Consider the following 13483-nt stretch of genomic DNA (forward strand, 5'->3'; position numbering starts at 1 on the left):
CGGAAGCGAGAAGGGAGGGAAGCCGGTGAATGAGTCACAGTCGACGAGTCGTGATGCTTTGCATGGTGCGCGGCGTGTCGTGATCAAGATCGGCAGTGCATTGTTGACCAACGACGGCCGAGGTCTCGATGCCGAGGCCATCGGCGGTTGGGTCGATCAGATCGCCTCCCTGCATGCGCGCGGTGTCGAGGTCGTGCTGGTCTCGTCCGGGGCGGTGGCCGAGGGCATGGCGCGTCTGGGCTGGGCATCCCGCCCCTCGGCAGTGTATGAATTGCAAGCGGCGGCGGCGGTGGGGCAGTCGGGCCTTTCGCAATGCTACGAGGGCCACTTCGCGCGGCACGGTCTGCGCAGCGCGCAAGTGCTGCTGACGCATGATGATCTTTCCGACCGCAAGCGCTATCTCAATGCGCGCTCGGCGTTGCGCACGCTGGTCGCGCTGCGCGTGGTGCCGGTGATCAACGAAAACGACACCGTGGTCACCGACGAGATCCGCTTTGGCGATAACGATACGCTGGGCGCGCTGGTGGCCAACTTGCTGGAAGCGGACGCGCTGATCCTGCTCACCGACCAGGAAGGCTTGTTCGATGCCGACCCACGCCACGACCCCGAGGCGCGGCTGATCAGCGAGGGGCGCGCTGACGACCCTGCCCTGGCGGCGTTTGCCGGCGATGGCGGCGCCCTGGGGCGCGGCGGGATGACGACCAAGGTGCGTGCGGCGCGCCTGGCGGCGCGCTCCGGTGCGTTGACAGTGATCGCCAGCGGGCGTCAGGCGGCAGTGCTCACGCGACTGGCGGAAGGCGAGGCGCTGGGCACGTTGTTGATGCCGGATCATGCGCCGATGGCGGCGCGCAAGCGGTGGCTGGCGGGACAGCTTCAGGTGCGCGGCACGCTGGTGCTTGACGATGGCGCGGTCGAGGTACTGCATCGCCATGGCTCGAGCTTGCTGCCGGTGGGCGTGCGGCGTGCCGAGGGCGCCTTCAAGCGCGGCGATATGGTGGTCTGTGTCAACGAGCGGGGAGAACGGGTCGCCAAGGGGCTGGTCAACTACGGTAGCGACGAAGCGCGGCGTATCGTGGGCCAGCCCAGTCACCGCATCGAGACGCTGCTTGGCTACATGGAGTCGCCGGAGCTCATTCACCGCGATAATCTGGTCATCATCTGAGGGGCGTGATGTCGAGGAGGCGGTCGGTGAACCTATAGCCGTTTCCATGCGAAGCATGCTAGAATACTGCATCCTCTCAGACACGGCCCGTTATGGGGCGCCTTGTGAGTGGCGATCCCATTTTGGCCGATTCGCGTGACATAGCATAATAGTCATGCGAATCAATTTCTTACAGAACATGACTGTCAACATCTCCAAGGAGTAGACGGTGGCGAACACCAAACAGGCCCGTAAACGCGCACTCCAGGCGGAGCAGCGTCGTCAGCACAATGCCAGCCAACGCAGCATGGTGCGCACGTATATCAAGCGCGTCGTCAAGGCGATCCAGAGCGGCGATCACGGTCAGGCCATGACCGAGTTCAAGGCGGCACAGCCGGTCATCGACCGCATCGCCGACAAGGACGCGATCTCCAAGCGCAAGGCTGCACGCATCAAGAGCCGTCTGAATACGCGAATTAAGGCCCTGGCTGCCTGAAGCCGGGACTTGGCGGCAACGCGTGAAAAAACCGGCTTCGGCCGGTTTTTTTGTAAGTGGCGCTTGAAGGATGTTTATAAAACAGGCGAGCACAATCCTTGTGTAAACATCCTCTTGGGTGTCGACTCCGAGGGCGTGGAGGTAGTCGGTGACGGGTAAGCAATCACAGCCGGAAGCAGTGGCGGCGTCGCGGCCTTCGGCGCGTGGCGGCCTGTTACGCTCAGGAATGGTGGTCAGCACGATGACCATGCTCTCACGCGTACTCGGGTTGGCGCGTGATGTCGTGATTGCGGCCTTGTTCGGCGCTGGCAGCGGTGCGGATGCCTTCTTCGTCGCCTTCAAGATCCCCAACTTCATGCGCCGCCTGTTCGCTGAGGGCGCCTTCAATCAGGCGTTCATTCCGGTGTTGTCCGAGTACGCCACTCAGCGGACCCGTGAAGAGGTGCGAGAATTGCTTGATGCGGTGTCGGGCAGTCTCGGCTTGATACTGGCGTTGCTCAGCGCCGTGGCGGTGCTTCTCGCGCCCTGGCTGGTATGGCTATTCGCGCCGGGCTTCAGCGCCGACCCGGGCAAACTGGCGCTGACCGCTGACATGCTGCGCCTGACGTTTCCCTATTTGTGGCTGATTTCGCTGACGGCCTTCGCGGGTAGCGTGCTCAACACCTGGAACCGCTTCGCCGTGCCGGCGTTCACCCCGGTGCTGCTCAATCTGTCGTTGATCGGCGCGGCGCTATGGCTGACGCCCTGGATGCAGGACCCCATCATGGCATTGGCCTGGGGCGTGCTGATCGCGGGTGTCGTTCAACTAGGCTTTCAGGTGCCGTTTCTGGTGCGCTTGGGGCTGACGCCGCGTCCCTGGCCCAACTTCCGGCACCCGGGTGTGCGCCGCGTTCTAGCATTGATGGCGCCGGCGCTATTCGCCGTGTCGGTGTCGCAAATCAATCTGTTGTTGGATACCGTGCTGGCGTCGTTGCTGGCGTCGGGTAGCGTGTCTTGGCTTTACTACTCGGATCGTCTGGTGGAATTGCCGCTGGGGGTGTTCGGCGTGGCGCTGGGCACGGTGATCCTGCCGGCGCTCTCCAAGCGGCACGCCGAGCAGTCGCCCGAGCATTTCGCGAAGATGCTCGACTGGGCGCTGCGCGCGGTGTTGTTGATCGGGTTGCCTGCGAGCCTGGCCTTGGTGCTGCTGGCCGAACCATTGCTGGTGAGCCTTTTTCATTACGGGGCGATGACCGATCACGACATTGTGATGGCGGCGCGCAGCTTGCGCGCCTATGCGCTGGGCCTGCTGCCCTTCATGCTCATCAAGGTGCTGGCGCCCGGCTATTTCGCCCGCCAGGATACCAAGACGCCGGTCAAGATCGGCGTTTTCGCCATGCTCGCTAACATGGTCTTCAATCTGTTGCTGATCTGGCCGTTGGCACATGCCGGTCTGGCGCTGGCCACGGCGCTGTCGGCGTTTCTCAATGCCGGCTTGCTAGGCTGGGGGCTACGGCAGCGAGGCGTCCTGATATTTCAGCCGGGCTGGGGACGCTACGCAATGACGGTGGGGGGCGGCTGTCTGGTCATGGGGGGCGGCCTATGGTGGCTGATACCCGAGTGGCACTCCTGGCTAGATTGGGACGTATGGCAGCGCGCCGCGACCTTGTTGGGGCTGACCCTGGGTGGCGTAGTGGTCTATTTTGGATGGCTGGCGCTATGTGGGGTGCGCCTTAGGCATTTCCGCCTGCGTGGCTGAGGGTGGGGCAGGCCTGGCGGATGGCTGTCAGTTGCCGCCCCCTTGGTTATAATCGAACGTTTCACCGGCATATGAACGGCACATGGAACTGATCAGAGGACTGCACAATCTGCGCGAGGCGGGCCCGTGCGTGGCGACGATCGGCAATTTCGATGGCGTGCATCGCGGTCATCAGGCGATCCTCGATCAGCTCAAGAGTCGCGCCATGGTGCTGGGGCTGCCGATGACGGTGGTCGTCTTCGAGCCCCAGCCGCGTGAGTATTTTGCCGGCGAGCAGGCACCGCCTCGGTTGAGCCGGTTGCGCGACAAGGTCGAACTGCTGGCCGAATACGGCGCCGAGCGCGTCGTCTGCCTGCCCTTCAATGCCGCTCTGCGAAGTCTGACGGCCGACGAGTTCATCGAGCGCGTGCTGATCCGGGGTCTGGGCGTCAAGCATCTCGTGGTGGGTGACGACTTCCGTTTCGGCTGTGACCGGGCGGGGGATTTCGCGTTGCTGCAACGCGTGGGCGCACACCGGGGGTTTGAGGTCGAGCATACGCGTACCTTTGCACTCGACGACGAGCGCGTCTCGAGCACTCGGATACGCACCCTGCTGGCCAGCGGCAACTTCGCCCAGGCTGCGCGGCTGCTGGGGCGCCCTTATCAGCTCTCGGGGCGCGTGGTCGCCGACCGGCAGCTGGGGCGCACCATCGGCGTGCCCACCGCCAATCTGCCGTTGGCGTCGCGTTCCCTGGCATTACGCGGCATCTATGCCTGCGTCACGCGGCTGCCCGATGGCCGCGAGTTGCCGGGGGCGGCCAACATCGGTTGGCGGCCGACGGTGGGCAGCACCCGGCCGGTGCTGGAGGTGCATCTGTTCGATTTCGACGGTGACCTCTATGGCCAACGCCTCACGGTCGTGCCCTGCGCGCGGCTGCGAGGCGAGGTCAATTTTGCGGGGCTGGAAGCCCTGACGCGTCAGATTCATGCCGATCTGGCGCAAGCACGTCGCTATTTCCGCGCGGCGACGCCGTTCGATGCCGTCGCGCTCGAGCTGCCGTGCACTACGACTGGCTGGACTTATCCGCTGGCCTCGGCGCCTCTGGCGCCCGAGCCTTCGACTTCCGACTCCTCGGCCGGCGCTCGCCCGGCCGACCAAGACGATGGCTGACCTTCCGCTATGAGCGATTACAAACACACCCTGAACCTCCCCGAGACCGACTTCCCCATGCGCGGCATGTTGCCCAAGCGTGAACCGGGGCGGGTATCGCAATGGCAGGACATGAACCTTTACGAGCGCTTGCGCGAAGCGCGCGCCGGCCGCGAGAGCTTCGTGTTGCACGATGGCCCTCCCTACGCCAACGGCAGCATTCATATCGGTCATGCCGTCAACAAGATTCTCAAGGACGTCGTCGTCAAGTCGAAGGCGTTGGCAGGATACGATGCGCCCTATGTGCCTGGCTGGGACTGCCACGGTCTGCCCATCGAGCATAAGGTCGAGACCACCCACGGCAAGCATCTCGCCGCCGATGAGGCTCGCGATCTATGCCGCGAGTACGCGGGGGCGCAGATCGAGGCGCAGAAGACCGACTTCGTGCGCCTGGGCGTGATCGGCGACTGGGAGCATCCCTACCGGACCATGGATTTCGCCAACGAGGCAGGCGAAATCCGCGCCTTGGCCAAGATGGTCGAGGGCGGGTATGTCTTCAAGGGGCTGAAGCCGGTCAACTGGTGCTTCGATTGTGGCTCGGCCCTGGCCGAGGCCGAGGTCGAGTACGCCGACAAGAAGTCCGATGCCATCGATGTCGCCTTCACCGCCGCCGAGCCTGCCAAGCTGGCGACGGCGTTTGGGCTTACCTCGCTCGACAAGCCGGCGGCGATCGTCATCTGGACCACCACGCCGTGGACCATTCCCGCCAACCAGGCGTTGAACGTGCATCCCGATTTCACCTACGCGCTGGTCGATACCGGCGAGCGGCTGCTGGTGCTCGCCGAGGAACTGGTCGAAAGTTGTCTGGCGCGCTACGGCCTTGAGGGCGACGTCTTGGCGATGACCACGGGCGCGGCGCTGGAATTCATCACGTTCCAGCACCCGTTCTATGAGCGTGTGGCACCGGTGTATCTCGCCGATTACGTGACCGTGGAAGAGGGCAGTACGGGGATCGTCCACTCGGCGCCGTCGTACGGTCTGGATGACTTCATGACCTGCCGCGAGCACGGCATGAGCTTCGATGACATGCTTAACCCGGTGCAGGGTAATGGCGTGTACCGCGATGATTTGCCGTTCTTCGGCGGGATGATGATCTGGAAGGCCAATCCTCAGATCGTCGACAAGTTGCGTGAAGTGAATGCGCTGATGGTGCATACGCCGATCACGCACAGCTACATGCACTGCTGGCGCCACAAGACGCCGGTCATCTACCGCGCCACCGCCCAGTGGTTCGTGGGCATGGACCGCGAGGACGATGCGGGGCGCACCCTGCGTCAGCGCGCCTTGGAAGGCGTCGAGGCGACGCAATTCGTCCCCGCCTGGGGCAAGGCGCGCCTGCACTCGATGATCGCCAACCGCCCCGACTGGTGCATCTCGCGGCAGCGCAACTGGGGCGTGCCGATTCCGTTCTTCCTGCACAAGAAGACCGGGGAGTGGCATCCGCGTACCGTCGAACTGATGGAAGACGTCGCCAAACGTGTCGAAGCCGAGGGTATCGATGCCTGGTTCCGTCTCGACGCCCACGAATTGCTCGGCGATGAGGCCGAGCAGTATGACAAAGTGACCGATACCCTCGATGTGTGGTTCGATTCCGGTACCACGCATTGGCATGTGCTGCGTGGCTCGCATTCGCTGGGGCATGCACAAGGGCCGCGCGCCGATCTGTATCTCGAGGGCTCCGACCAGCATCGCGGTTGGTTCCATTCGTCGCTGCTCACCGGGTGCGCCATCGACGGTCACGCGCCTTACAAGGCGCTGCTGACCCACGGCTTCACCGTCGACGAAAAGGGCCGCAAGATGTCCAAGTCGATGGGCAATGTTATCGCCCCGCAGCAGGTGATGGATAAGCTGGGCGCCGATATCCTGCGCTTGTGGGTGGCTTCCACCGACTATTCCGGTGAGATGGCGGTCTCCGACGAGATATTGAAGCGCACCGCCGATGTGTATCGCCGTATTCGCAATACCGCGCGCTTCTTGCTGGCCAACTTGAATGGCTTCGATCCCGCGCGTGACGCCGTGGCGTTCGAGGACATGCTGGCCCTGGATCAATGGGCGGTGGATCGCGCCGCGCAGCTTCAGCAGCGCATGCGGACGGCCTATGATGACTACCGCTTCCGTGACGTCTACCAGCAGGTGCACGATTTTTGCGCACATGAGCTGGGCGGCTTCTATCTGGATGTGATCAAGGATCGCCAGTACACCACCCAGGCCGATTCGCGCGCGCGTCGCAGCTGCCAGACGGCGCTCTATCATGTGGTCGAGGCGTTGGTGCGTTGGGTCGCACCGATCCTGTCCTTCACCGCCGAGGAAATCTACGAGGCCATCCCCGGGGCGCGCGGCGATAGCGTGCTGCTGGAGGAATACTACCCGCATCTGACGACCCTGAAGGCGGATGCCGGCATGGGCCGTGAGTTCTGGTCGCGGGTGCTCGAGGTCAAGCAGGCGGTCAACAAGTGCCTGGAAGACGCACGTAACGCCAAGGCGGTACGCAACAGCCTCGCCGCCGAGGTCACGCTTTACGCCGATGATGGCTTGCGCGAGACCTTGTCGCAGCTCGGTGATGAGTTGCGTTTCGTACTGTTGACCAGCGAGGTGCATCTGGCGTCGCTGAACGTGGCGGGCAGCGAGCAGGCCGAGGCCAGCGAGCTCGACGGCCTCAAGGTGGGCGTGATGGAAAGCCCGCACACCAAGTGCGAGCGCTGCTGGCATCATCGCGCGGACGTGGGGACGCATGCTGCCGATCCGAACCTGTGCGGTCGCTGTCTGAGCAACCTGCCCGACGGGCCGGGCGAAACGCGCCGTTATGCCTGAAGCTGCGATGCCTGATGACGCATCACGGGCCATAGCGCCGCTTGATCATGACATGAGAGGCTCGAATGAACGACGCTGCAACGCCTGATCGATCGGTATCGCCGCCCATGCAGCAGCCCTTGCGCTGGCTGTGGTTGGCGTTACTGGTCATCGTGCTGGATCTTGGCAGCAAATGGATCGCCAGCACGTATTTGATCTATGCACAGCCGGTCGAAGTGTTGCCGGTGTTCAACTTCACGCTGCTGCACAACACCGGCGCGGCGTTCAGCTTCCTGGCCGATCACGCCGGGTGGCAACGCTGGCTGTTCGCTGCCATCGCCATCGGCGTGAGCATCGGCCTGACCGTGTGGTTGACACGGCTCAAGGCCGATGAACGCCTCTCGGCGGCGGCGATTGCACTGGTCATCGGCGGTGCGTTGGGTAATCTTTATGACCGCCTGGTGCACGGTTACGTAGTCGACTTCCTGTCGTTTCATTGGCAGGGATATTACTTTCCTGCCTTTAACTTGGCGGATACCGCCATCACCTTGGGGGCTATTGGCTTGATTCTGGCCTCCCTGCGTGACGGCCGACGACACACGGCGACATCCGATAAGAGAGACGCCCCATGAGTGAATACCACATCGGCGATGGGATGGAAGTAACGTTGCATTTTACCGTCAAACTGGAAGATGAGACGGTGATCGACTCCACCCGCGACAAGGCACCGGCGACGTTCCAGGTCGGCGATGGTAATCTGCCCCCGGGATTCGAGACCCCGCTCAAGGGCATGACCGATGGCGAGACCGGTCGTTTTACCATCACCCCCGAGCACGGCTTCGGCCAGCACAACCCGCAGAACGTGCAGCGTCTGCCGCGCGACCAGTTCGACGACGAGCTCGAGGTCGGCACGATGATGTCGTTTACCGACCCGGGCGGCGGCGAGCTGCCCGGCGTCATTGCCGAGATCGACGAGCGCAATGTCGATGTGGACTTCAATCACCCGCTGGCGGGGCGTACCCTGACCTTCGAGGTGGAAGTGATCGAGGTTCGTCCGGCCACGACCCATTAAGCTTTGACGGGCGCACGCCGCCCATCGATACGATGCCACGACGCATCGAGGCGAGGTAAGCATGCAAATCAAGCTGGCCAATCCACGCGGTTTCTGTGCCGGTGTCGACCGCGCCATCGAGATCGTCAATCGTGCGCTCGATGTGTTCGGGCCACCCATCTACGTGCGTCACGAAGTCGTCCACAACCGCTTCGTGGTGGATAGCCTGCGCGAGCGCGGCGCGGTATTCGTCGAGGAGTTGCATGAAATCCCCGACGACGTGATCGTCATCTTTTCCGCCCACGGTGTGTCGCGTGCGGTCCAGCAAGAGGCCGAGCGGCGTGGGCTGCGCATCTTCGACGCCACCTGCCCGCTGGTCACCAAGGTGCATATGGAAGTCCTGCGCTACGCCAAGCGTGGTCAGGAGTGCGTGCTCATCGGGCATGCCGGCCATCCCGAGGTCGAAGGCACCATGGGGCGCTACGATACGTCCTTCGGTGGGCAGATCCACCTCGTCGAGGACGAGCAGGACGTGGCGAGCCTCGAGGTCAACGATCCCGAGCGGCTGGCATTCGTGACCCAGACCACGCTGTCCATGGATGACACCTCAAGGGTCATCGATGCCCTGCGCGAGAAGTTTCCGCGTATCGACGGGCCGCGCAAGGATGACATCTGCTACGCCACCCAGAACCGCCAGGACGCCGTGCGCGGATTGGCCAGCGAAAGCCAACTGGTGTTGGTGGTGGGCAGCCCCAACAGCTCCAATTCCAACCGTCTGCGTGAACTGGCCGAGCGTACCGGTACGCCGGCGTATCTGATCGACACCGCCGAGCAGATTCGCCCCGAATGGGTAGACGGCGTGGGCACCATCGGCATCACGGCCGGTGCCAGCGCACCGGAAGTCCTCGTCCAGGCGGTCATCGACCGGCTCCAGGCGTTGGGCGCCGAAGTCCCCGATGAACTCGCCGGGCAGGCGGAAGACATCACTTTTTCCATGCCCAAGGAACTGCGCGAGCAGGTGATCGCCAGCGCTTAAGCCGTTGGTAGTATGCGACACAATGTGTCGTTACATTTCGTTGCAGAATAGGCTACATTGGGGGCGTCCGGACGTTCGCCCCTTGCCGCGTGCGCGACGCTTTGCCTCAACCATCAGGAAGTCGTACGTGCCGCATCGTGCTTGCCGCTTTCGCCACGTGTCGCATCATCGTGGTTTTTCCCTTCTCGAATTGCTGATCGTGCTGGTGATCTTCGCGATCATGGCGAGTATCGCCGTGCCCAGCTTTCAGTCCTTGCGTCAGCACCAGCAGCTCACCGACGCCAGCAACGCATTGGTCGCCGCACTGCGCCTGGCGCGGGGCGAAGCCATCATGCGCGAAGACGAGGTCACGCTGAGCGCAGTCGAAGACGGTGGCTGGGCGCAAGGCTGGCGCATAGAAGGTGGAGGGGATAGTAATAACCCTATCGCCGTCCATCAGCCGCTACCTGCCCAGCTTAGCGTGGGAGACAAGAACGCTCGGTCGCAAATTGTCTTCGGGTCCTTGGGATATCCGAAAGATGGGGAGGCGGCCAGTTGGCAATTGCGCCTATCGGGTGACTCGCGTTGGATATGTTTGAAGGTAACCGGGCGGGCCTATGTCGCCGAGTCGGGCAAGACGTGTAACGAGGAGAGTGGCGAGTGATGGAATCACCGATACAGCGTCCTCCTCATCGCCAGCAAGGTTTCGGCCTAATCGAAGTGCTGGTGGCGCTGACCATCCTCTCCATCGGCATGCTGGGGCTTGCCGCCATGCAGCTCAAATCCTTGCAGGCCGCCCGCGAGAGTCTCAATACGACACTCGCCACCATCATGGTCCGCGACATGAACGAACGCGCCTGGGCGCAGCAGGATGAAACTTGTAAGGCTCTGTTGAGTAAGTGGCAGACAGATGTCGCTAAGGTTGACGGCCTTCCCTCGCCCCATGGTAGTTGGCCTGATGATGTCGGCAACGGCCTTTATGACCTCGAGATCACTTGGCAGGGACGTGGAGACCCGGATGACGCAGACTATGAGCCTCCGCACGTGAACTTGGTGGCCCTCTTGCCGTGTGAGACGGAGGGCTAATGAATAATCAACAACGCCAAAGCGGCTTCACGCTGATCGAAACGATGATCAGCATGTTGCTTGGATTGATTATCCTCGGCGGGACGGTGACCGCGTACCAGGCCATCAGCGGACTTGGTGAGCAGCGAGATGCCGTCTATCAATTGCAGGATGAGCTACTCTATGTGCACCGTACGCTAGCTCAGGCTGTGACAACGGCCGATACGGTAGAGGTGATCGACGACAAGACGTTGAAGATTACGCCTTTCGAATCGGCGGAAGGTGGTGGCGACGCAGGGTGCCCACAAAGCGGGAGCGAGTGGACTGTTGTTGCTGGTAATGGTGGAGATCAGAAGCTGATGTGCAATGACCAAAAAGTGCTGAGGTTGGAGGCTCCAGGCATTACCAGTGTGAATTTTTATGACTCTAGCTCTGAGTCTGAAGGATGTATCGATGCCAAGAATCGATATGTATGCGTCACGTTGAAGTACACCCCATGCCGCGAAAAAGATGAGTGTGATGTACAAACTCTAAGCTTTAATCTTGCCTCTCGCGCAACGTCTGATAGTGATGGTGGTCCGTGATGCGTCCTCATAAGCAGTCTGGATTCGTGCTTATCATTGGGTTGATGCTGCTGACAGTGGCGTCCGGTGCTGTCGTGTCCAGCATGTCTTTCAACAAGTACCAAGAGCGCCAGGCGGGTAATTATGTACGTGCCAACAATGCTCAACTAGGAGCCGATGAGGCCTTTCGGCATTTTATGAAAGATGACGCCGAATGGGTAGGTTATGTTAAGGCGAAGGTAAGGGAGAAATTGCTGACGGATGATGAAGATCCAGACCCGATTATATTAAATAAAAGTTATTTTAATACCTTGCCAAATAACCCTCCTTTACCTTGGAAGGACCGCAAGATATATGCATCCGGAGGTCAATACACGCGTCCCATGGTCGAGCGTGTCGAAAAAGTCGATAATGATACGGTCCGCGTGACATTTTCGGGACGCAATTTAGTCGACGGCAATTCCAGTAATGTTGGTTTTTCGAGTTTTAAGGCCGATTTTAACGTAGGGGGCGGTGACGAGCCCGGCGGTGCCTATCGTGAAGTCCTGCTAGGCTGCGAGGGCGTGTCCCTGAGCGGCAGTGCCAAGATCGATAGCTATGATTCCCGCAAGGGGGCTTATGGCGCCAAGCTGGAAGATGGTGGGTACAACCGTAACGGTACCCAGGGTATTATATCCACTAATGCTGATAAAGACGGCAATGTGACTCTCAACGGGTCGTCGCCGATTTACGGCCAAGTGCGTGCCACCGGTAATGTCACCGCTAGCGGTTCGGCATCAATCCATGGCGATATCCAAGCTAACGGCGATGTCATTATCAGCGGCGGTGGTTCCAAAATCCTGGGTAATGTCGCCTCTCGCCAAGCGGTGCGCTTGAGCAGTAGCGGGCTTGTGGAAGGTAACGTGAAGGCTAACACGGAAATCGTCACCGGTAATTGGAGTTCACGAATCGAGGGCGATGCCACGGCGCCGGTCGTGCGTACGACCACCAATCGTGACGTGGCCGAGCAGGTGGAAGGCACCATCAACCTTACATCGCCGAACGTGGGCGAAGTGACGACGGCGAGCTGCGACTCTTTCACGACGCGAGAAGGTGCGACTATCGGTGAATTGAGCGATGCACTGGCGCCTTACGCCTCGTCGGGGAGCCTGTCGATTGGCGGCGGCAATCAGACCTACACGCTGACGCCGAGTGGCCTGCAGGTACCTGCGGATCGTAACAATAATAGCGTACCCAACCCCGATAGCTACCAAGTCACGCGCGATGTCACCGTCGAGGGTGTCTTTCCCGAGCCTACCAATGCGCTGGTGCTGGACAGCTTCTCGTTGGGTGGCAGTGCCAACTTCGTCGTCGATGGTGGCGACATGACCCTCTACGTCAAGGGCGATATCAATATCGGCGGCGGCGCCTCGTTCACTGTGGCCGAGGGGAGCTCGCTCAAGATCGTCACCGACGGACGCTTCAACCTGCCCAGTGGCCTCGATATCGCTTCCGATAGCGGGACCGACGACGAGGGCAACCCGATCCTGTCCATCTATTCGACGTTTGATGACGGCGGCGCTAGTGGCTGGAACGCCGGCGTCAATATCAGCGGCAACTCCACCTTCAGGGGCACTATTTTCGCGCCGTACAGCACCGTTAATGTCGGTGGTAGCGGGGAGTTGTTCGGTGCCGTGAAAGGGCAGCGTGTCGAGGTTTCCGGCAGTGGCGATATTCACTACGACGAGGCACTGATGGAGTCGAGTATCGGCACCGGGGATGGTGGCTCCGGGAATGAGGCTGGCGATGGCGAAGGTGGCGAAAATAACGGCGGCACTACCTGGACACTGGTGGGCTTGTCATACGGCCAGCCGGAGGAATGAGTCATCGCGCGCAGGCGGCGTCTCCATCGGGCAGGCGCTCGATGCGTACCCGTCCGCCGCGACTCAGCACGATGCGCCGTGCCGGTGTCGTCGTCTTGGCCGTGCACAAATAGAAGCTGCCGATCTGAAAGCTGCCCGAAGCGCGAATCGAGTAGCCGTTCGGCGCGTAGCGCACGTAGCGCCGCAAGGGCTGGTTGGCGTGCAGCCGGAGCCCGCCTGGCGGTGCACCACCCGCGCGTAGCGTTGGCTCCGAGGACGATTGCTCGCCATCGTCATTGCGATCGGCGAATATGCGCCAGCCCCGAGTCCATCCTTCCTGCTCGCTTATCATCATTACCGGCACGCCTTGGCGAATGGCCTCGCTGCGGGCGTAGTAGAGCGCCTGATAAAGCGTGTGACTGGCGGCCTGCAAGCGTTGATCGCGTAGCAAGTGACCCATGGCGGGCACGCCCTGGGTGGTGAGTACGCCGACAATGACGATGATCACGAGCAACTCGAGCAGTGTCATTCCTCGCATGCGCCACGATGTCGAATGCATCGATTGCCTTTCTATGTATTAGAAATTACTTTATA

General features: G+C 61.5%; 13 protein-coding genes. 12 read left to right on the forward strand and 1 reads right to left on the reverse strand.

Annotated elements, in window-relative coordinates:
* Window positions 1-25: 25 nt before the first annotated feature.
* From proB to RVY79_RS15965, 12 genes are all read left to right on the forward strand, one after another.
* The gene (proB, locus tag RVY79_RS15910) at window positions 26-1162 is read left to right on the forward strand and encodes a glutamate 5-kinase (protein ID WP_317465418.1); all 1137 of its coding nucleotides are present in this window, start codon (window positions 26-28) and stop codon (window positions 1160-1162) included.
* Window positions 1163-1370: 208 nt separating this feature from the next.
* Window positions 1371-1637, forward strand: coding sequence for a 30S ribosomal protein S20 (gene rpsT, locus RVY79_RS15915; protein WP_317465419.1), 267 nt, complete (start codon window positions 1371-1373; stop codon window positions 1635-1637).
* Between the two features lie 226 nt (window positions 1638-1863).
* A complete protein-coding gene (gene murJ / locus RVY79_RS15920; RefSeq protein ID WP_411161734.1) occupies window positions 1864-3375 on the forward strand; it encodes a murein biosynthesis integral membrane protein MurJ in 1512 nt (503 codons plus the stop codon).
* An 82-nt stretch (window positions 3376-3457) separates the two neighbouring features.
* Window positions 3458-4525 carry a bifunctional riboflavin kinase/FAD synthetase gene (gene ribF / locus RVY79_RS15925; protein WP_317465422.1) on the forward strand — a complete coding sequence of 356 codons (1068 nt, stop codon included), beginning with the start codon at window positions 3458-3460 and terminating at the stop codon, window positions 4523-4525.
* 9 nt (window positions 4526-4534) lie between these two features.
* On the forward strand, window positions 4535-7375 hold the full coding sequence (gene ileS, locus RVY79_RS15930) for an isoleucine--tRNA ligase (RefSeq protein ID WP_317465424.1): 2841 nt from the start codon (window positions 4535-4537) through the stop codon (window positions 7373-7375).
* 65 nt (window positions 7376-7440) lie between these two features.
* Window positions 7441-7986 carry a signal peptidase II gene (gene lspA, locus RVY79_RS15935; RefSeq protein ID WP_317465425.1) on the forward strand — a complete coding sequence of 182 codons (546 nt, stop codon included), beginning with the start codon at window positions 7441-7443 and terminating at the stop codon, window positions 7984-7986.
* The gene (gene fkpB, locus RVY79_RS15940) at window positions 7983-8426 is read left to right on the forward strand and encodes an FKBP-type peptidyl-prolyl cis-trans isomerase (protein ID WP_317465426.1); all 444 of its coding nucleotides are present in this window, start codon (window positions 7983-7985) and stop codon (window positions 8424-8426) included. The genes lspA and fkpB overlap by 4 nt, the downstream gene beginning before the upstream one ends.
* Window positions 8427-8487: 61 nt before the next feature.
* Window positions 8488-9441, forward strand: coding sequence for a 4-hydroxy-3-methylbut-2-enyl diphosphate reductase (gene ispH / locus RVY79_RS15945; protein WP_317465427.1), 954 nt, complete (start codon window positions 8488-8490; stop codon window positions 9439-9441).
* 127 nt (window positions 9442-9568) lie between these two features.
* Window positions 9569-10084: a GspH/FimT family protein gene (locus tag RVY79_RS15950; RefSeq protein WP_317465428.1), complete on the forward strand. Its 516-nt coding sequence runs from the start codon at window positions 9569-9571 to the stop codon at window positions 10082-10084.
* Window positions 10084-10506, forward strand: coding sequence for a type IV pilus modification protein PilV (pilV, locus tag RVY79_RS15955; RefSeq protein ID WP_317465429.1), 423 nt, complete (start codon window positions 10084-10086; stop codon window positions 10504-10506). Before RVY79_RS15950 ends, pilV begins: the two co-directional genes overlap by 1 nt.
* The gene (locus RVY79_RS15960; RefSeq protein ID WP_317465430.1) at window positions 10506-11069 is read left to right on the forward strand and encodes a type II secretion system protein J; all 564 of its coding nucleotides are present in this window, start codon (window positions 10506-10508) and stop codon (window positions 11067-11069) included. The genes pilV and RVY79_RS15960 overlap by 1 nt, the downstream gene beginning before the upstream one ends.
* A gap of 404 nt (window positions 11070-11473) precedes the next feature.
* Complete coding sequence (locus tag RVY79_RS15965; RefSeq protein WP_317465431.1) at window positions 11474-12910, forward strand: polymer-forming cytoskeletal protein; 1437 nt, start codon at window positions 11474-11476, stop codon at window positions 12908-12910.
* A gap of 1 nt (window position 12911) precedes the next feature.
* Here RVY79_RS15965 and RVY79_RS15970 read toward each other — a convergent pair whose 3' ends face one another.
* A complete protein-coding gene (locus tag RVY79_RS15970) occupies window positions 12912-13448 on the reverse strand; it encodes a GspH/FimT family pseudopilin (RefSeq protein ID WP_317465432.1) in 537 nt (178 codons plus the stop codon).
* Window positions 13449-13483: the final 35 nt, after the last annotated feature.

Origin of the sequence: Chromohalobacter sp. HP20-39 (genome assembly GCF_033052815.1) — a bacterium.
Lineage (GTDB): Bacteria > Pseudomonadota > Gammaproteobacteria > Pseudomonadales > Halomonadaceae > Chromohalobacter.

Excerpts from the sequence above, each read along its gene's own strand:
- lspA (WP_317465425.1), top strand. The coding sequence starts at position 7,441 with ATGAACGACGCTGCAACGCCTGATCGATCGGTATCGCCGCCCATGCAG.
- pilV (WP_317465429.1), top strand. The coding sequence starts at position 10,084 with ATGGAATCACCGATACAGCGTCCTCCTCATCGCCAGCAAGGTTTCGGC.
- fkpB (WP_317465426.1), top strand. The coding sequence starts at position 7,983 with ATGAGTGAATACCACATCGGCGATGGGATGGAAGTAACGTTGCATTTT.
- murJ (WP_411161734.1), top strand. The coding sequence starts at position 1,864 with ATGGTGGTCAGCACGATGACCATGCTCTCACGCGTACTCGGGTTGGCG.
- RVY79_RS15970 (WP_317465432.1), bottom strand. The coding sequence starts at position 13,448 with ATGCATTCGACATCGTGGCGCATGCGAGGAATGACACTGCTCGAGTTG.
- ileS (WP_317465424.1), top strand. The coding sequence starts at position 4,535 with ATGAGCGATTACAAACACACCCTGAACCTCCCCGAGACCGACTTCCCC.
- RVY79_RS15960 (WP_317465430.1), top strand. The coding sequence starts at position 10,506 with ATGAATAATCAACAACGCCAAAGCGGCTTCACGCTGATCGAAACGATG.
- ispH (WP_317465427.1), top strand. The coding sequence starts at position 8,488 with ATGCAAATCAAGCTGGCCAATCCACGCGGTTTCTGTGCCGGTGTCGAC.
- ribF (WP_317465422.1), top strand. The coding sequence starts at position 3,458 with ATGGAACTGATCAGAGGACTGCACAATCTGCGCGAGGCGGGCCCGTGC.